This is a genomic window from Aquimarina sp. AU119, from assembly GCF_900312735.1.
GTDB lineage: Bacteria > Bacteroidota > Bacteroidia > Flavobacteriales > Flavobacteriaceae > Aquimarina > Aquimarina algiphila.
Genome location: NZ_OMPF01000001.1, coordinates 618,053 through 637,329, shown reverse-complemented (window position 1 = coordinate 637,329; position 19,277 = coordinate 618,053). Strand labels below are relative to the sequence as shown.

19 protein-coding genes are annotated in these 19,277 nt (G+C 32.6%); 7 read left to right on the top strand and 12 right to left on the bottom strand.

Annotated features, from left to right (window positions below):
* Positions 1–56: 56 nt before the first annotated feature.
* Positions 57–893 (bottom strand): universal stress protein, encoded by an 837-nt coding sequence (locus DK442_RS02675; RefSeq protein ID WP_109434284.1) that lies wholly within the window; start codon positions 891–893, stop codon positions 57–59.
* Between the two features lie 160 nt (positions 894–1,053).
* Between DK442_RS02675 and DK442_RS02670 the strand changes: the two genes are divergently transcribed.
* Positions 1,054–2,037 (top strand): hypothetical protein, encoded by a 984-nt coding sequence (locus DK442_RS02670; protein ID WP_109434283.1) that lies wholly within the window; start codon positions 1,054–1,056, stop codon positions 2,035–2,037.
* Positions 2,034–2,999, top strand: a complete 966-nt coding sequence (locus DK442_RS02665; RefSeq protein ID WP_109434282.1) for a glycogen-binding domain-containing protein — start codon at positions 2,034–2,036, stop codon at positions 2,997–2,999. The genes DK442_RS02670 and DK442_RS02665 overlap by 4 nt, the downstream gene beginning before the upstream one ends.
* An 8-nt stretch (positions 3,000–3,007) precedes the next feature.
* On the opposite strand, the gene DK442_RS02660 is transcribed toward DK442_RS02665, so the two are convergent.
* From DK442_RS02660 to DK442_RS02610, 11 genes are all read right to left on the bottom strand, one after another.
* On the bottom strand, positions 3,008–3,472 hold the full coding sequence (locus DK442_RS02660; RefSeq protein WP_109434281.1) for a hypothetical protein: 465 nt from the start codon (positions 3,470–3,472) through the stop codon (positions 3,008–3,010).
* Positions 3,473–3,582: 110 nt separating this feature from the next.
* Positions 3,583–4,614 (bottom strand): GTP 3',8-cyclase MoaA, encoded by a 1,032-nt coding sequence (gene moaA / locus DK442_RS02655; protein ID WP_109434280.1) that lies wholly within the window; start codon positions 4,612–4,614, stop codon positions 3,583–3,585.
* Positions 4,607–5,518 (bottom strand): bifunctional molybdenum cofactor biosynthesis protein MoaC/MoaB, encoded by a 912-nt coding sequence (gene moaCB / locus DK442_RS02650; protein WP_109434279.1) that lies wholly within the window; start codon positions 5,516–5,518, stop codon positions 4,607–4,609. Before moaCB ends, moaA begins: the two co-directional genes overlap by 8 nt.
* A gap of 40 nt (positions 5,519–5,558) precedes the next feature.
* On the bottom strand, positions 5,559–5,984 hold the full coding sequence (locus DK442_RS02645) for a four helix bundle protein (RefSeq protein ID WP_235010892.1): 426 nt from the start codon (positions 5,982–5,984) through the stop codon (positions 5,559–5,561).
* Positions 5,966–6,409 carry a molybdenum cofactor biosynthesis protein MoaE gene (locus DK442_RS02640; RefSeq protein WP_109434278.1) on the bottom strand — a complete coding sequence of 148 codons (444 nt, stop codon included), beginning with the start codon at positions 6,407–6,409 and terminating at the stop codon, positions 5,966–5,968. Before DK442_RS02640 ends, DK442_RS02645 begins: the two co-directional genes overlap by 19 nt.
* An 11-nt stretch (positions 6,410–6,420) precedes the next feature.
* Positions 6,421–7,512 (bottom strand): HesA/MoeB/ThiF family protein, encoded by a 1,092-nt coding sequence (moeB, locus tag DK442_RS02635; protein ID WP_109434470.1) that lies wholly within the window; start codon positions 7,510–7,512, stop codon positions 6,421–6,423.
* Positions 7,513–7,540: 28 nt separating this feature from the next.
* Positions 7,541–7,777 carry a MoaD/ThiS family protein gene (locus DK442_RS02630; RefSeq protein WP_109434277.1) on the bottom strand — a complete coding sequence of 79 codons (237 nt, stop codon included), beginning with the start codon at positions 7,775–7,777 and terminating at the stop codon, positions 7,541–7,543.
* On the bottom strand, positions 7,761–8,345 hold the full coding sequence (locus tag DK442_RS02625) for a molybdenum cofactor guanylyltransferase (RefSeq protein ID WP_109434276.1): 585 nt from the start codon (positions 8,343–8,345) through the stop codon (positions 7,761–7,763). The genes DK442_RS02630 and DK442_RS02625 overlap by 17 nt, the downstream gene beginning before the upstream one ends.
* Positions 8,346–8,403: 58 nt before the next feature.
* Positions 8,404–8,739 carry a winged helix-turn-helix domain-containing protein gene (locus DK442_RS02620; RefSeq protein ID WP_109434275.1) on the bottom strand — a complete coding sequence of 112 codons (336 nt, stop codon included), beginning with the start codon at positions 8,737–8,739 and terminating at the stop codon, positions 8,404–8,406.
* Between the two features lie 132 nt (positions 8,740–8,871).
* Positions 8,872–10,047 carry a gephyrin-like molybdotransferase Glp gene (glp, locus tag DK442_RS02615; RefSeq protein WP_109434274.1) on the bottom strand — a complete coding sequence of 392 codons (1,176 nt, stop codon included), beginning with the start codon at positions 10,045–10,047 and terminating at the stop codon, positions 8,872–8,874.
* Between the two features lie 313 nt (positions 10,048–10,360).
* Entirely contained in the window at positions 10,361–10,915 is a 555-nt protein-coding gene (locus DK442_RS02610) for a hypothetical protein (RefSeq protein WP_109434273.1), read from the bottom strand.
* A gap of 358 nt (positions 10,916–11,273) precedes the next feature.
* Between DK442_RS02610 and DK442_RS28055 the strand changes: the two genes are divergently transcribed.
* The 5 genes from DK442_RS28055 to DK442_RS02590 all read left to right on the top strand — a co-directional run bounded on the left by DK442_RS28055 (position 11,274) and on the right by DK442_RS02590 (position 19,277).
* The gene (locus DK442_RS28055) at positions 11,274–11,432 is read left to right on the top strand and encodes a hypothetical protein (protein WP_160114023.1); all 159 of its coding nucleotides are present in this window, start codon (positions 11,274–11,276) and stop codon (positions 11,430–11,432) included.
* Between the two features lie 145 nt (positions 11,433–11,577).
* Positions 11,578–13,500, top strand: coding sequence for an ATP-binding protein (locus DK442_RS02605; protein WP_160114022.1), 1,923 nt, complete (start codon positions 11,578–11,580; stop codon positions 13,498–13,500).
* A 17-nt stretch (positions 13,501–13,517) separates the two neighbouring features.
* A complete protein-coding gene (locus DK442_RS02600) occupies positions 13,518–14,186 on the top strand; it encodes a response regulator transcription factor (protein WP_109434271.1) in 669 nt (222 codons plus the stop codon).
* A 1,135-nt stretch (positions 14,187–15,321) separates the two neighbouring features.
* On the top strand, positions 15,322–16,008 hold the full coding sequence (locus tag DK442_RS02595) for a DUF2064 domain-containing protein (RefSeq protein WP_160114021.1): 687 nt from the start codon (positions 15,322–15,324) through the stop codon (positions 16,006–16,008).
* A 47-nt stretch (positions 16,009–16,055) separates the two neighbouring features.
* Entirely contained in the window at positions 16,056–19,277 is a 3,222-nt protein-coding gene (locus DK442_RS02590) for a SusC/RagA family TonB-linked outer membrane protein (protein WP_109434269.1), read from the top strand.

The window sequence follows — 19,277 nt, the reverse complement described above, 5'->3', positions numbered from 1 at the left end:
TTAAAAAAAATAAACAAGTATAATAAAAGAACATAAATAGCAGATAAGAGAATATATCAATGATGCATAACCATCAAAGGAACTCGGGTTCCATAACTTATTTTAGAAGTTTCTGAACCCTTAAAAAAACGTTCTAAAAAAGTTTCTTTTTGAATAAACATCGCTGTCATGTCTACATTCATAATCTGTACAAAACTTGTAATAGCCAAAGCGGTTGGGACATTGATAATAGAATGAAACGTATGATTAAGGTCTTTAAAATATTCCTTCATGTGTTTTTTATCATCAAAATCAGCAACTGTAACTGTTTCATCTTCTTTAATCTTAAGGATTCGTATGGAAGATTTATATTTTAATACCATATCCATCAATGGTTCTATACCTTCAGTTTTAAAGTGGTCACTTTCATCTATAGCATATAGTATAGTTTTAGGTTTTTTAAAAGTATATCCTTGCGGAATTGCAATTAAAGGACAATCTATTTTGCGAATTACATTAAGAGTATTGCTTCCAAAAACAACTTCTGAAGCGCCTGTAGCACCATTGGTTCCCATGACAATAATATCTATCTCTTTAGATTTAATTGCCTGTTTTATAGCATCAATAAAAATATCATAATCGGTAATGGTGTGAAAGGTATAGTTCTCATGAGGATATTGCTCCTTTAATTGCTCTACCATGAGATTAAGTTTATTTTTTACATCGCTAATCACAGATTGATGAACTGAGGTATTAGCTGGGGCAACCATAAGATCATCAGTGGTATAATTGGACGCTTTTTGCACGTTGAGAATATAAAATGTACAGAGTTCATTTTTAAAGAGTTCCATAGCATAATAAATTGCATTTTTTGCATTTTCAGAAAAATCGGTAGGAAGCAGTATATTTTTCATAAGTATATCATTTATCAGTATAAAAATAGATGAGACACCATAGAGTAACTATGATATTGGTCATAATAGAACCTAAAGCATACGTTCTTAATTTTATATTAAACTTGGTTTTAAATAGAGAAAAGGTGTAACGAATGTCATCCCTATTGGTCTTATATATATGAGAAAGATTCTATTAGGTACTATATTCTATTTGATTAGTATCACTGGTATTTTTGCCGGAGAGAATGTGCCTGAGTTTTTTCTGGGGAAGAATAAAATTACCTTCCCAAAAGCTGAGATTCTAAATGAATATACAGCTAGAATCCCTTTTAAACTTATTGATCGACTTATTGTTGTAGAAGCAGAATTACTTCAAAAAAAAGGAAATTTTATTATTGATACTGGTTCAGAAACCCTGATGCTTAACGAAGTTCATTTTCCTGTTCAGTATCAACATCTTTCAAGAAAAAAGCAAACTTCTGGAGTTATTTCAGTGATGGACGATACGTTCGAGCAAAATGTAAAAGAATTTATTCTTCAAAATTTTAATTTAAAAAATAAAACATCTGATATTGTTGATTTATCTCATATTGAGAAAACTAAAAAAATGAACCTGTTAGGAATTATAGGATTTAGTATTCTAAAAGATTATGAAGTATTTGTAGATATGCATCTAAATCAAATTACGCTAACAAAGGTTGATGAATTTGGAACTAAATTGGATCAACATGTATATGCCGAGAAAATTGTGGATAGTATTGATTTTAAATTAAGAAAACATACTATTGTGTTAAATGGTTATATTGGTGATCAAAATGTTAAATTTGGATTGGATACTGCTGCAGAATTTAACCAAATCAATAAAAAAATAGGAAGAAAAGCACTTAAAAATTTTTATCCAAAGAAACGATTGGTTTTATTAGGAGCCAGTGATCATAAGATTGAAGTGATGGCAGGGAAATTATTTCGCGTAAAACTAAGCGAAACCGTTTATTTTGGACCAATGAATACGATATTGACTAATTTAAATGCAATGAAAGAAGCTTTTGGAACCGAACTGGATGGAGTTTTAGGGTATGAATTCTTTCAACAAAAAAGAACTATTATTAATTATCAAAAAGAAAAACTGTACTTTGTAAAGTATCCATTAGTACGAAATTGAAAAGGAATATACTATATAGCATTTTTTTAATCCTTGCACTTGTAAGCAAGTATTCCTATGCTCAGACCGAACCCTTTAAAGGATATCGCATAGAAGGAGAAGAATTGATATTTTCTTTTGATAAAAGAGATTATGAAAAAGCAACCACTGATCATCATGGAAGTATACTTGATTTTGAAGATTTGGATATACAAAATGTTGTGGTCTCAGGAAAATTTAACAATTGGTCAAAGTATAAATGGAAGATGACCAAAGTTGATGAAAATAAATATGAACTCAGAAAAAAATTAAGTGATTTTACTGATGAGTTTTCTTGGGAATTTAAATTTGTAATCAACAATGCCTATTGGGCAGAGCCTTCAAAAAGAGATGGTAATGCGGTTAGAGCTTATAAAAATGGATATAGGTTGCGATCTTATAATCTAAAATTTTATACCGCATACCCTGATAAAAATGGAAATATAACATTCACACTTAATGGATATGATACTGCAAGAAAAGTAATTTTAAGTGGTAGTTTTAATAAATGGAATGAAGATTTATTTAGGATGACTAAGAACGAGGACTGCTGGACTTTAACATTAAAAATAAGACCTGGAGAGTATCAATATAAATTTATTGTTGATGGAGATTGGATAGAAGATCCCGATAATCCTAGAAAAACGATTAACGAATTTAGTGGATACAACTCCTTAATAGACATAAAAGCACCTGCAAAATTTATTCTTAATGGTTTCCTGGATGCTCAACAAGTTATTATTGCGGGTTCATTTAATAATTGGTCAGAAGGAGAATATAAAATGACTAGAACCAAGAATGGTTGGGCAGATACTCTGATGCTGTCTGGAGGCAAACATCATTATAAATTTATTGTTGATGGCAAATGGATGGAAGACCCTGATAACCCTGTAAAAGAATACGATTTCAAGGGAAACGTCAACTCGGTCTGTATGGTAAAATGAATGTATTATTATTCGCTGGTATCGACATAAAGATCTTGCTCCCACACACCTTCCTTTACTACTGCTCCGTTATTGTCGTATAATTTTCCTTTTCCATTTTTTTGATTTTTCTTCCACTTACCACTATATTTTGAACCATTTGACCAATGCATAGTTCCTTTCCCATGGCGTTGATTATTCTTAAAACTTCCTTCATAGTAATCGCCGTTAGACCATGTGTATGTGCCTTTTCCTGAAATCTTATTGTTATAAAAACTACCAGAATATTTAGTAGAGTCAAACCATAGAATATTACCTTTAACTAATTTTCCAAATGCAACTTCTACATCAAAAGCAGCTCCTTGAGAGGTGAATTTATGCCATCCATCAGTTAACTGATTGATGTGTTGAGTTGGTACATTATTTAAATCTTGAGCGTTCCCATAAAAAACCATTCCTACTACAAAAACGAATATACTTATACTTTTTTTCATGTTTTCCCTTTTTTATATTGTCGTACAATGTAAAGGGATACTTACAGAAGGATATAGAAAATAGTAATATTAATGTTGATATTTAGGGAATTAGAAAGAATAACGTTGTACTATCCTCCAATTGCAATCATACTTCGGTTATTATGAGAATCAGGTTTGTTAAACTTATCTAAGGTATCCATTCCGTTACGGACTTTTAATTTAGCTTGTATTGCTTTTTGAACAATAGGAGAGATAGGTTTTCCTTCTCTTAATGGTGTTAATAGATCTGATTCTTTAGAAGAAAACAGGCAATTTTTTATTTGACCATTGGCAGTGAGTCGTATTCTGTTACAACCATCACAAAAAGGATTGGTTACAGAGCTTATAACAGCAAAAGTACCTTGATATCCTTTTATTTGATAACTTTTTGTAGTGTCATTTGGCGCATCTTTACATTTTATAATGTCATCTTTTTCAAAATTTGAATGCACTTGATTAAGAATTTCCTGTAACGAAACTAGCTTATCCATATTCCACTTATTACCATCAAAAGGCATAAATTCTATAAAACGAATTTGTATGGGTAAATCTTTACTAAGATTGATAAAATCGATAACTTCATTATCATTAAAGCCTTTCATCAAAACACAATTTACCTTCACATTAAATCCTTCCTTAACTAGAAGAATAATATTTTGATATGCTTTTTCAAAATAAGATCTGCGAGTGATTTCTGAGTTTTTATTAGCATCTAAAGAATCAAGACTAACATTAAGTGTTGTAATCCCACATTTTTTGAAGTGATCAATAAACTTATCTACAATAACGCCATTGGTTGTCAAAGTAAGTTGTACGGGCAGTGAAGAAAGTTTTTCCATGATTAGAGCAGCATCTTTACGTACCAAAGGTTCTCCACCTGTTAAGCGAATTTTTGTAACTCCCAGATCTACAAATTCTTTGGCGATAGTGTAGATTTCTTCATAGGTCATGATGTGTGCCTTGGGAGATAACTGGATTCCTTCTGCAGGCATACAATAGGTACATCTTAGATTACATCTTTCTGTAAGCGAAATACGTAAATAATCATGTTTTCTACCAAAGGTATCGGTAAGAATATCAGTGGCTACAGGTTTGCGATGTCCAGCGTCTGACTTAGTCATGTCTAGCTCCTTTTAAAATTCTAAATACATGTAATACTTCAGGAAAAATAGAATCCATAGATTCTTTGGCTCCTTTGGTAGATCCAGGAAGCGCCAGTACTAATGTATTTTTAATAGTTCCGGCTACGCTTCTTGAAAGCATGGCATAAGGCATACGATCTTGTCCATATTTACGAATAGCTTCTTCAATACCTGGGATAGTTCGATTTAACAACGGTTTTAAAGCCTCTGGAGTGACATCACGTTGGGATAATCCCGTACCGCCGGTATAAATGATAAGATCAGCTCCTTGTTTCTGATATAACTTTGCTTTTTCTTGTATCACTTCGGCTTCATCAGGAATGATAATATAATCCATGATATCCACTTCACAAGCCTCTAATTTGGTTATAATAGCTTTACCAGCTCTATCTTCTTTTTTTCCTTCAGAAATAGAATCTGAACATACAATTACGGCTGCTTTAAGGTCTCTCCTAAACTTATCTTTATAATCAGATTTTCCTCCTTTTTTATCAAGGAGTTTGATATGATGAATTTCTACGCCTTTATCAATAGGTTTTAGCATATCATACATGTTTAGGGCTACAACACTTGCCCCATGCATGGCTTCGACCTCAACCCCTGTTTTATAGATGGTTTTTATAGTAACCAGAACTGTAATTTCCAGTTCGTTTATGGTATACTCGATACCAGTATATTCTATTGGTAGTGGATGGCAATCAGGAAGTAACTCGGGTGTTTTTTTTACACCCAGTAAACCGGCAGCTTTACTCATAGCAAATACATCTCCTTTGGGTACAGTGCCTTTTTCTATAGCTTCTATAGTTTCTGGTTTACTAACCTTAACAATAGCTTGAGCAGTTGCAATTCTTAATGTTGATGTTTTATGTGTGATGTCTACCATATTGTATAAATAAAAAAATTCAAAAAACAAGAGCCAAAATTCAATCTTTAGCTTTATTAATAATATTAGATAAAATTTTGTTTAATTCGGTCGCCTCCTGAATAAGTTCTTCTATTTTGTTTACTTCTTCAATTTCTGAAGAGATTTTTATTAATTTTAACCAATATCTGCTTTCTTTTGCTTCTTTTCTGGCGATTTTCAGACGCATTTTAAAATCTTTTGCACCCAACGGTTCGTTGGCTTCAATATAATTTGCTCCAACAGAACCAGAAGAACGAATTACCTGTTTAATGTCATCCATATTGATTAGAGATTTAGTCAAATTTTTGCAAAAAAGTCTCACATCCGCCGCAAAGTTGAAAGCTCTATCTTCTAAATCATATTTTGATGTTGTCATTTGTATTTTTTGAAGTTTGAAACTTACTTTTTGAGGTTTGCAAAACAGTTTTAACTGTTCTGTTTCCATTGATGTGTTTGGTCTTCAAATAGTTCTTTTCCAAAAACGGGGACATCTGCTTTAATGGCTTCAACGACATATTCCAGAGCTTCAAAAACAATTTTTCTTCGAGGAGAAGAGACAAAAACAAATAGACAAATCTCTCCTGCATTTACTTTTCCCAAACTATGATAAATATGCATGCAAGTGAGATCAAATTTTTCAAATGTAGCTTCTCGTATATCATGGAATTTTTGATTTGCCATATCTTCATATGCGGTATAATCAATTGCGACAATGCGATTTCCATCGATTTCGTCTGCCCGTACTTGACCCAAAAAGATATTGTGCGCTCCAATACTGGTTTTGGTCTGATGCTTGGCAATAGAATTGCCTATGAATTCAGATGAAATTGCTCCTTGAACAAATACATTTTTTGGTTTCTTTTTTTCCATATATTTAATTTCTATACTTCTTTTATGGTTTGAAATTCATAAAGTGCCATTGCTCCTCCTTTAACATGAGAAACATTTTTAAATTCGTGTTCCAGAAGAATTTCTACTGCTTTTTTACTTCGAATACCTGATTGACAAAACACAATGATTTCTTGCTCTTTATCTATTTTATTGATGTATTGTTGAAGCTGACCTAATGGAACATAATCAGGGTTTAAATTGTCTATTTTTGGTTGTTCATGGGGTTCGCGTACATCAATGAATAGTATATTATTCATCTCAAAAGCATCTCTAGCGTCTATCTCTGATATTTTTGATATTCCGCAGAATACATCATAATCTGTAGTTTCAAAGTTTTTAGCATTGGCAATTACCTTAGAGACTTCAGACTCAACTCTGGGAATACTAAAAGAAGAAGATTGTGCTGTCAAACAATCATAGGTAAATAATATCCCGTTAAGGATATTGCCTAAATGTAGAATAATTTTTAATGTTTCATTTGCTTGCATGCTTCCTATGATACCGGGTAGTACTCCTAAAACACCTATTTCTGAACAAGAAGGTACACTTCCTGCCTTTGGAGGTTCTGGAAATAAACAGCGATACGTAGGTCCCTCTTGATAATTAAACACAGAAACTTGCCCTTCAAACTTAAAAATAGCTCCGTATACCAGAGGCTTTTTAGCAATTACACAGGCATCATTTACTAGATATCGAGTAGAAAAATTATCAGTGCCATCTACAATAATATCATATTCAGAAAAAAGAGAAACTGCATTTTTTGTAGTTAGTTTTTCTGGATATGCATTGATAGTAATATCTGGATTGAGATCTTCAAGACGATGTTTTGCAGCTAATGCTTTATTCATTCCTAAAGAACTATTCCCATACAAAATCTGGCGATGTAAATTAGAGATGTCTACCGTATCAAAATCGATAATACCAATCGTACCGATTCCTGCTGCGGTAAGATATTGCAGAACCGGACAGCCTAAACCTCCAGCGCCAATAACTAATACTTTGGCGGCCTTAAGCTTTTCCTGGCCAGAAATACCTATTTCTGGTAGGATAACTTGTCTGTGATATCTGGGGTTGAAATTCATTTGTACTATGTTAATAGTTTTTATTCTATCATCCTCCTGCAAAAGGAGGTAATAAAGCTATTTCTGCCTTAGAGTCGATCATATAATTTTGATCTACTAATTTTTGATCTACAGCTATTTTAAAATTCTTATCGCTTAATTTGGGATGTTGATGTTTTAGTTTCTCTACTAATTGTGATACCGAACATACTTCAGTTTGGACCTCTTCTTCATTAATAGAAGTGGCCTCTGCCAGCATACCAAAATATTTAATAGTCAATTGCATCTGTAATTGTTTTTAAATCTTCAATAGTATTTAAATTTATAACCAATGCTTCTTCTTTTTCAGAAACCGTGATTGTTTTTGTACGCATTGCTAAAACCAGTTTACGTAAACGTCGCTCTCCGTTTTTTAATAATTCAAAACATTTTTCTGCACATTGTTTTTTATATAAAGCAATTAAGGGAATTGTTTTTCCTTTGCTTTCGAACTGAACAATATCATAGTTCTTGGTTCTATATTCTAAAAGTTGTTGTAAAACCCCAGTATTAATTAATGGGACATCGCAACTCACAATAAGGTTGTTTTTTGTTTTTGAATGCAGTAATCCTGCATGAATTCCTGCTATTGGTCCTGATTCAGGTACGATATCTTCAATTCTTTTTATATTGAATGTATCATAATCAGGGTTACTACTTACAATGATCAGTTCGGTAACCAATGGTTGTACTACATCGATAATATGTTGTATAAAAGGTTTGTTTTGTAAAAGAATCAGGCCTTTTTCACGTCCCATTCTCGAGCTTTTTCCGCCCGCTAGAATAATTCCCGTTATGTCTTTTTCTTTATTCATCAATACAATACCTTAATGCATAAATCTAATTTCTAGAAAAAGTTCTCCTTTTTTTAAATTATAATGTTATTTCTTTTGATTGTTGATCAAGAAACTCCCAACATTTTTGATTAATGGTGTCAAATGTTTGAATCATCTTTTCTCCGTACGGAGTTAAATAAGCACCTCCACCGCCTTTTCCACCTGTAGAAGTGATAACTAAAGGCTCCTTGGTAGCCTTATTCATACTATCCAATAAATTCCAGGCTTTCTTATAAGACATTTCCAAACTACTTGCTGCCTTACTCAAAGAACCTGTTTGATTTATAGCTTTTAATAATTTTACTCTTCCTTCACCAAGAAAAACACCGTTCTCTGATTCGATCCAAATCCTACTCTTTATTTTGTAATCCATAATCCATGTTTACTAGCGTTTGGTTTTCAAAGATACAACGATTTTTCTGGATAGATTTTTCTTTATCAGAATTTTAGCAAATAATGATTTTTCGATCTGTTTTTTTATAATTCTCTAGTGAAGAGTGTGTTTTTATGGCAGATTTATCACGGTAACAGTATCTCCAATGTTTACTTCGGTTACTTCTTCAGGAAGGTATACTATTGCATTGGCTAATGCAAACGATCTAAGCATAGAAGATGCCTGCCCATCTAGAATGGTTATTTTATTACCATCTATTAGGGCCTTTAGAAATTCTGCTCGTTGCCCTTTTTTTTGATAAGGATTGGCAGAAATAGCAGTACTTCGGGTTAAGTTATGGTTTTCATACCCTGCGATTTTCAATAAAGAAGGAAGTACATAAATATAAAAACAACTTAGAGAAGAGGCTGGATTACCTGGTAATGCAAAGATATTTGTGTTTTGTTTTTTAGCAAAGTAAAGTGGTTTCCCTGGTTTTTGCTTTACTTTATAAAATATCTCTTCGACATCCAGGGCTTGTAATGCTTTGCCAACAAAATCATAATCCCCTACCGATATTCCTCCAGAAATCAATACCACATCATATTGGTCAATAACAGTCTCTAAAATAGAAAGCGTAAGATCATATTCATCTTCTATTTTATAATATGATATATCTGTAAATCCAGCTTTGGTGAGTGCGCTGGATAACATAATTGAATTACTCTCATAGATTTGACCATATTTTAGTTCTTGTCCCGGAGGTATTAATTCATTTCCTGTTGCAATAATTGCGATCGAAGGTTTTTGGTACACAGGAATATGAGTAATTCCTAAACTAGCTAAATATCCAATAGCCGCAGCCGTCATTAAGGTTCCTTTTGCTAGTGCGATGTCATCTTTTTTGATTTGTTCGCCAAAAGGACGAATATTCGCATTAGAAACGACATGTTCGCTTAGTATAACCTGATTATTTTGAACAGTTACTTTTTCTTGCATAATCACTGCTTGAGCTTGCGAAGGTACTGGAGCTCCTGTAAAAATTCTAATTGCTTCTCCTTGTTCTAGCTTAGGATCGGTATCATCTCCAGCCTTAACTTCACCTATAAGCGTAAAGGTTTTTTCGTCTATAGAGCCTAATGCATATCCGTCCATTGCAGATTGTCGAAATGGGGGCATATGAATCGGAGAAAGAATATCTTCTGCAAGGACATATCCAAGTGATTTTGATATGAGAATATCAGAAGTTATAGTTGTTTTTTGAATATTGTCTTGGGCTAATTGAAGGGCTTTCTCTACAGTGATCATTGGTAATTTTTTCTATAGGTAAAGGTACTACGAAATTCTAATATTTTTTAAATTATACATTAACAATGAATGGGTGGTATAAAAATAAGTTGAGAAAGATTTATATATTCAAAAAACCTCCCAAGGGTATACTAAACGTAATAGTATTTCTGGGAGGTTTTTTAATGAACAAAATAAAAGATCAAATGCAAAAGCTGTCTAAAAAATGTTCTTAGCTGTTATGTCGAGTATTCCAATACGTTTTGATATAACAGTGTATTCCTTAAGATATTTTTTATGCAGCCCCGTTTTTGATTTTATCATATTTTTCAAATTATAAAGACACGATAGTTGTAATCTTTAAAGTAGGATTGATTTGAGAAATAATGGTAATACTTTTATCTGTTTTTTCGATCACCTTGGTTTCAGGTACGATATTAATCAGATCGATTTCTTTATCCCGGTATACAGGATTAATTTTTGGTTTACTTACTTCAGGTAATTTGATTTCATCTTTAGACGAACTTTTGGCATTAGGTCGTAGGTAAACCGATAGTGGCCTTTGTTCAAAATCAATAAGCCAGCTAATCAACTCCATGTTGGCAGGAGTGGTGGACTTTGTTTCTCCTATTAAAAAATTTACAATGGGCTTAAACTTGTCACCCTTCATATTCTCGATGGCTTGAAGCTTATCTTCTCCATCTTTAAATTTAAAAAAACGATTTAAGATCTGCTCGTCATACTTTCCTTTTCTTTTGTCGAGCAGCCATATGCACGCTTCTTTAATTTGTTTTCGAGTAGGCTTTAAAAGATAACTACTCATGTCTCCACCTTTTTCCCTGTTGTACTGATCAAGAATTTCATTCTTGTAGGACATACTTGTTTTCATTCTCATAGATATAAATAGGTTTTTAAAGGAATCTTCTGGTATTCCAAGGAATCTTTGGAATCCTTGGAATGGGATGTGAATCCAGATTTGGGTTCTTTATAAATTCACATCAACAAAATGACTCCGGTTTCATATTGCTAACATAGTAAATGTACGGCTTTAGTTTTTACGGTAACCCGTAATTCTATGGTAAAAACTTACATGAAAAGAGGAAAAACACCACTGCGCAGACTCTTTTTATGTTAAAAAATTAACAAATACCCAAGTATTAACGGTTGCTGACAACCCAAAACAAGTATCTGGATAAATATCCGGACGGCAACCACTTTTTTTAAATCGAAAATAAAACCCAAAAATTATGAAAACTATTTCTTACCTACTTATTGCACTTTTTATAACTGCTAATTTAACCTCTTGTACTGCCGATAGTGTAGCCAATGATGAAGATATCTCTGCTGAGCTAGTTGCTACAGGAAATGATGGAAGTGTTGATGAGGAAGATGAAAGTGGGAGTTAAGTAAACTACCTAAAATATAAATATTGTTAAATCCGGTGTCTATGTTATTCTAATAGCATAAACACCGGATTTATTTTAGTATTTTAGAGGGATGAAACTTTGGCGTGTCGATTTCCCTTTACTTACAAAATTTTGGGTGTTTACAATGTATATCATCACGTTTGCTTTTGGTCAACTATTAGCACAAACTCCATTGCACAAAAAAGAAATAGATAGTATTATTCAATACTATGAGCTAAGCAAAGCAGACTCATTATCAATAAAAGAAAGGTTACATAATGTCACTTTGTTTTTAAAAGGTGCAAGATTATCTAATCAGGATTCTCTGATGTATAATGGATTGATGACAAAAACATGGTTACTGGGTAAAGTGAAACAATATGATAGTGCCATTGTATACTCTCATCAATTATGTGATTTAGCAAGGCAAAATCAAGATACGACTTATTTAATAAAAGGTTTTACAAAATTAGGAATTTACCACAAAAATAATAATCAATTAGCAGAGGCTTTTAGGTATTATAATGAAGCTTTTAGAATTTCCAGAATTATTAAAGATAGTCTAAATGCAGGTAAGAAATTATTGCAGATGGCCAATATTCAAGCTTATTTAGGAGATTACTCAGGAAGTAAAACTACGGCGATTGATGGAGTGAAATATCTAGAATATACTACTGATTTAAGAAATCTTGCAGGATTATATCACAGGATTTCTGTAGGAAATAGAGTGCAGAAAAATTATAAGGAAGCCTTAAAATATAATGAATATGCTTTAGAGTTGGGAAAAGATAGCTTAACTATAAAAGCCATAGGCATTAAAAACATTTTAATTTTTAAAAATACTAAAGCCTTAATATTAGGAAATCAAGGAGATTATCGACAGGCAATAGAATTGTTAAAGACATTAGAGTCTAACACAATCGTGCAACAAAACAAGACTGAATACGCTAGAGTATTGAGCAATCTAGGTCATATATTGTGGTTAGAGAATAAAGAGAATAAGAATTCTGAAGTCATGTTACTTAAGGCATTAAAAATACGAGAAGAAATACATGATGTTCTAGGTTTGATGTCAAGTAATATTTATTTAACTAAGTTTTATCTTGAAAAAGATAAAACTAGAGCTCTGGAGTATACGGAAGCGGCGTATGATAATGCGAAAAAACGCCATAGTTTAACTTCTATTCTTGAAGCGCTTGATTTTATATTTAAGCTAAGAGAAAATACCAATGAAGAAGCGAAGGTATATAGTCGTATCCATAAGGAACTGGAAGAAGCTAACCAAAATAATAGAGAAATTTATGCAGTCACACGGTATGAAAACGATAAACTTGCGAATAAAATCCTGATTTTAGATGCACAAAAAGCACAACAAGAATCTGAAACAGCCAGACAACGTTCTCAGAAAATTATGTATCTTTTAGGTACAGTTATTCTTGCATTATCAGGAGGTTTTGTGTTTTATCTATTACAACAACGATATAAACGAGAAAAAATACGAGAAGTGTATGATGCAGAGACCCGTATCTCCAAAAAATTACATGATGAGCTGGCCAATGATGTATATAATGTAATGGTGCAGATACAAAATGAACAAAATAGTCCTGATGTATTAGATAAATTAGAAGAGATCTATAATACGACCCGGGATATCTCTAGAGAACATAATAGCTTTACGACGGGAGAAAACTACGCTGCAGAGCTCACCAATATGTTGAGTGGGTATAGTTCTAATGAGACCAAAATCATTATAAAAGACATCGAGGATGTCAATTGGGAATCGGTAGACCCCGAAAAAAAGATCATTGTGCACCGTACTTTACAGGAATTAATGATCAATATGAAAAAACATAGTGAAGCAGGGCTGGTTGCGGTGACATTTAAGAAAACACTGAAAAACGTAGGAATTACATATGCTGACAACGGAATTGGAGTGTCAGAAAATGAAATAATACATAGTAACGGACTCCGAAATGCGGAAAACCGTATAAAAACCATCGGAGGATCGTTTATCTTTGATTCAGAAAAAGGAAAAGGCTTTAGAGCCAGGATTAGTTTCCCAAATTAATTATAATAATAACACTTATGTTCAAGAAAGTTTTAGTAACAGAAGACCTTGGTAGTATTAATCACGGTATAGCACAGATTCTTCATGAAAGAACTGGCATTAATGAAATAGATCAGGCACAATATTGTGATGATGCACACCTAAAGGTGAGAAGAGCTATAAGTGACGGCAAACCTTTTGATTTGTTGATCACTGACCTTTCTTTTAAAGAGAGTCATAGAGAACGTAAATTAAAATCAGGTATTGAGCTTGTAGAGGCGGTACGTGCTATACAACCCGATATACGGGTTATCATATATTCTATGGAAGACAGACCTGGTAAGATCAAATCGTTTTTTGCTGATCAGGCGATTAATGGATATGTATGTAAAGGGAGGTATGGATTAAATGAATTGGTGCAATCGGTTACGGAGGTATATAATGGGAATGCATACTTATCTCCACAATTAGAAAGTTCTATGAGTAAAAACAATGTTTTTGAACTCATGGACTATGATATTTTATTACTTAAACATTTATCTGATGGGTTAACCCAGGACGAAATAGGAGATTATTTTAAAAAGAATCATATTTCTCCAAGCAGTATTAGTTCTATAGAAAAAAGACTTAATAAATTAAAATTCAATTTTAAAGCTAAAAATGCGATTCACCTGGTTGCAATGACTAAAGATTTAGGATTGTTATAAATTGAAATTTAGAAATAAATCAAATACATTATACCTTCTTTCCTTTCTTCTAGACATCAAGGTGTATTGTAATTAGATAAAAGTACTTTCTTGTGGTATTCCGGACTTGATCCGGAATCTTTTTTTACCAAATATTCTTATCTCAAATAGACGTAGATTATTATACGTTGCATTCTCCACAAGAGTTTGATCGAATAAAATAGTATAGAAATTCATTTTTTAGTTAAAAATAATCGTGATCACATACATAGAGAAAGTATAAGGTCATGCAAATTCATTCTCTCCCTAATTGTTAACTCCTGCTGATTTGCATCAAAATTGTGTTAAATACACAAATGTTATGGAAATCCGTAATAAATTGCTAGGGATTAATAATAGCTTTACAGAACTCTCGAAATTGAATAGAAAAACTGACTATTATAAAAATAACAACCCCGCAATTGTAAAACTTTGGCGAGCCAACAAAAGCAGGGTCTGAATAACGATTGATCTAATAAAACCAACCATTATAATGGTATTTTTATAATAACAAATCATTCAAAAGCACTTCAGTGCTTTTGAATGATTTATCGTTAAGTACGTGTGTAAATTCTTACAGAACTAATGTTTTTTATATTCCTACAGGCACAATATAGTAAGAAGGTTTTATATTTTTACGGTTTCCCGTATATTATTTATTCTTTTTTTTAAAAAAAGAGGTTTAAAATAATCTTATTCCCGCATGCTTTAAAATTTAAAATTCAATGCTTTATAAAAAGTAGTCGTTGATATCAGTCTATAATTACAAGAATGTGATTAAGAATTACTTTGTCATTAGAACTTAATCTAATTTAGGGGACCGAGATGGGGTTTTTAGAATTCTTTTGTAAGAAAGAAATATGTTAAAAAAAACCCGGGAAGTATTGAGATAATCAATTATTAATCTTATAGTAAGCGAATTACATCAAATAACACAAGTTTGAGAAAGGGATGTTTTATTAAGATTAACTATCGTATTAAATTTTTTAACTAATTTGGATTATAATGAATTGAAATTTAGCCGATAATGGATAACAAATTATAAACATGCATATTTTTTGTAATGCACTTTTTTTTATACGACTAAATAGTTTACTCATCTAATTTTTATAATGAATTGATAGACCAACATGAGCAAATAGCGGTTCTCATATTTGCTAATTCTTCAGAAGAAGAATTAAAACATAAATGCATTCCTAAAGGGAAAGGTTTATTTAATTATTTTAATTCTCAAACACTTAAGAAAGTTCGTAAAACCAATTTACCTTTCTTTCTTTATTCAGAAAAAGATCAGTTGGGTAATAATTTTGCAGAACGTTTTGCAAATGCAATTGAAGATCTTTTTAATAAAGGATATGAAAAAATCATTACACTTGGTAATGATAGTCCTAATTTAGAAGTTTCTCATATTATTGAGGCTAGTAAAAAACTATCCCATAATGATGCTGTTATTGGTCCATCTATGGATGGAGGGGTCTATTTAATGGGGCTTCATAGAAAATCTTTTAATAAGCTACAATTTCTAGAATTACCTTGGCAAACGAATACACTAGCTAAAACATTTATCAATAAGATTTTAAAGCTTGGATTAACGGTTCACTTCTTGAAATACCTTAAGGACATTGATAATCTAAAGGATTTAAAACAATTTTTAAGAGATATAAGAAATTTGTCATCAATATTTAAGAATATTCTGCTGACAATTTTTAAAACTTCTTTTCAGGAAATTCGATTTCAGGATGTCTTTATTTCCAAAGTCGTAACTACGTTACATTTTAATAAAGGTTCGCCAAGTTTGATTTAGTAAATCCTAAATTAAATTTTTCACTATTTATATTATTATTAAGCTTGATGAAACACTTTTTATTAGGGCTTACACTATGTTTGATATCATGTAGTTATGCCCAAAATTCGGTTACAGGTACAGTGACCTCTTCTATCGATGGTACATCTTTACCATTTGTAAATATTGTAATTAAAAATACTAATCAGGGAACAACTTCTGATATTGATGGTAACTATACTATCGAGATTAATGACCAGAATGTTATCCTTATATTTTCATCTTTAGGATTTAAAACTAAAGAAGTTTTTGTTGGAAATCAATCTACGATTAATTTGATTCTAGAAGAAGGTTCTACAGGTTTGGAAGAAGTAGTTGTAACAGCTCTTAACAGGGAAAGAGAAGCAAAGGAATTAGGCTATGCGATACAGAGTATTGGACCTTCTGCTATAGCTGAGGTAAAATTAGTTAATTTTTTGGATAATTTGGCAGGTAAAATAGCAGGAGTTACCATTACTCCTGGAGGAGCAACAGGAGTAGGTTCTTCTTCTAAAATTATAATTAGGGGAGAGCAATCGTTTACCAATAATAACCCCTTATTTATTGTTGATGGTACACCTATTAATAATAATACAGTCTTTAATTTCACTAATGAAGCGGCAGCTGGTTTTCAAGAAGTTGATTTTGGTAATGGAGCGATGGAAGTAAATCCAGATGATATTGCTTCAGTATCGGTACTCAAGGGGCCAAGTGCTGCAGCGTTATATGGTACCAGAGCCTCTAATGGAGTTATTATTATTAATACCAAAGATGGTTCTAAAAGTAAGGGCCTAGGAATTAGTATTAACTCTAGTATATTTATAGATACTGCTTTTCAATTACCTCAATTTCAGAATGAATATGGGCAAGGTAATTCGGGGCAATTCGAATTTGTTGATGGATTAGGGGGTGGAATTAATGATAACATCACTTATAGTTGGGGACCAAGATTAAATCAGGGAACGTTGATTCCACAATTTGATAGCCCGGTTACTTTGGCAGATGGTACTATAGTTCGCGGGGGTGATACTTCATTATATAGTGGGATACCAATTACAGCAACGCCTTTTGTGTCTAATCCAGATAATTTGAAAGATTTTTATGAGACAGGAGTAACAACGATAAATAATGTATCGATTTCTTCGGGTTTTGATAAAGGAAATTATCGACTATCTTTTACAGATTTAAGAAGTGAATCTATTATTCCGGGAGTTAATTTAGATAGAAAAACGGTTGCAGCTCGCTTAGGTTTTTCACCAACTGATAAAACAAAAGTAACGACTAGTATTAATTATGTAAACACAAGTAGTGATAATAGGCCATCTAATGGGTATGGGTCAGAAAACGTGAATTATTCATTGGTAGCATGGGGTCCAAGGTCTTTAAATATAGATAATTTACAACAATATTGGCAACCAGGCTTAGAAGGAGTACAACAATACTCTTTTAATTATACCTTCTTTGATAATCCTTATTTTATTTTATCTGAAAATCGTAACAGCTTCAATAGGGATCGTGTTTTTGGGAATATCGCTGTAAGACAGCAATTGACTAAAAATTTTAATATAACCATTCGTACAGGAATGGACTATTCCAAAGAAGATAGACAGTTTCTAAGAAATTTTAGCACCAATCGTTTTAGAAATGGAGCCTATGCAGAACATGATGTTTTTTATAGAGAAATCAACACAGATTTCCTGTTCAATTACACTAAAAAAATAAAAGACTTTGATATTGATGTATCTGTAGGAGGAAATCGTTTAGATCAAAAAGCCAAAACAACCCAGACGCAGACTACACAATTGGCACAACCAGGGATTTTTAGTTTTAATAATGCGGCATCACCTATAGAAAGTTTTGGTTTCGAATCCGAGAAACGTATCAATAGCTTGTATGGGTTGTTAAAAATAGGATATAAAGATTATTTGTATTTGGATATTACAGGAAGAAATGATTGGTCCAGCGCTCTGGCAACACCATTTTCTGCAGATAACACTTCATTTTTTTACCCTTCAGCTTCTACAAGTTTTATTTTGAGTAATGTGGTTAAACTACCAAAAATGATTTCGTTTGCCAAACTAAGGTTTAGTGCTGCTCAGGTAGGTAATGATACCAATCCATATCAAACTTCTGGAGCATTTGTATCCCAGACAGCTGTTAATTCTCAACCTACGTTTAGTAACCAGGACTTTATTCCAAACCCGGATTTAAAACCAGAGAAAACTACTTCTTTTGAATTTGGAACAGATCTTCGTTTTTTTAAAGATCGGTTGAACTTAGATGTTACGTACTATAATTCCTTAACCAAAGACCAAATTCTTTCTTTGCCTATTCCGATTTCTTCGGGATTTAGTCAACAAGTAGTTAATGGAGGAGAAGTGCGATCTAAAGGCTTAGAAATTGTATTAGATGCGATACCCGTTAAGAGTGAAAATTTTCAATGGAACACAACTGTCAATTTTAGCAAAAATGTATCGACAATAGAATCTTTACCGCAGCAAGATGGCAGAATTACTTTGGCATACTCCAGAGTATATGATAACCCTGATCAGACGGTATGGTTTCAGGTAGAAGAAGGAGGGCGTATAGGGGATTTTTATGGTACCGGATATCTTCGTAATGAAAATGGGGATTTTGTATTGACTTCTGAAGGGCGTTTTATCGCAAATCCCACGCTAAAAAAACTTGGGAATTATAACCCTGATTTTGTAGTAGGGTTGACGAATCATTTTTCATATAAAAATTGGGATGTTGATTTTGTATTGGATTGGCGTCAAGGAGGAGAGCTTGTTTCCAGAACTTTATCACTAGCTGCTGTTGGAGGCCAATTAGAAGAAACTGCTTTTAGACCCGAAGAAGGAATTATTGCTCAAGGAGTTGTAAACACAGGAACAGCAGAGAACCCTGTATATGTGCCAAATACAACCGCAGTAACACCAGAGAGCTTTTATCGCCAGTTTTATGACCGTAATCATGAAGAGAATAATGTATATGATGCCTCCTATTTAAAAATGCGCCAGTTTGAGATCGGATATTCATTTAGTCTTGATGAAAATAAGATAAGCTTCTTAAAAGGAAGTGCGGATTTTAAGGTTTCACTGGTTGGCAAAAACCTATTTGCGATTAGTGATATTCCTCATTTTGATCCAGAACAGTTAGCAGTACAAGGGCAAGGACTAGTTAGCGGTGTAGAAGATTTATCATATGCTACATCAAGAAGTTTTGGACTCAAATTAGGTGTTAATTTCTAA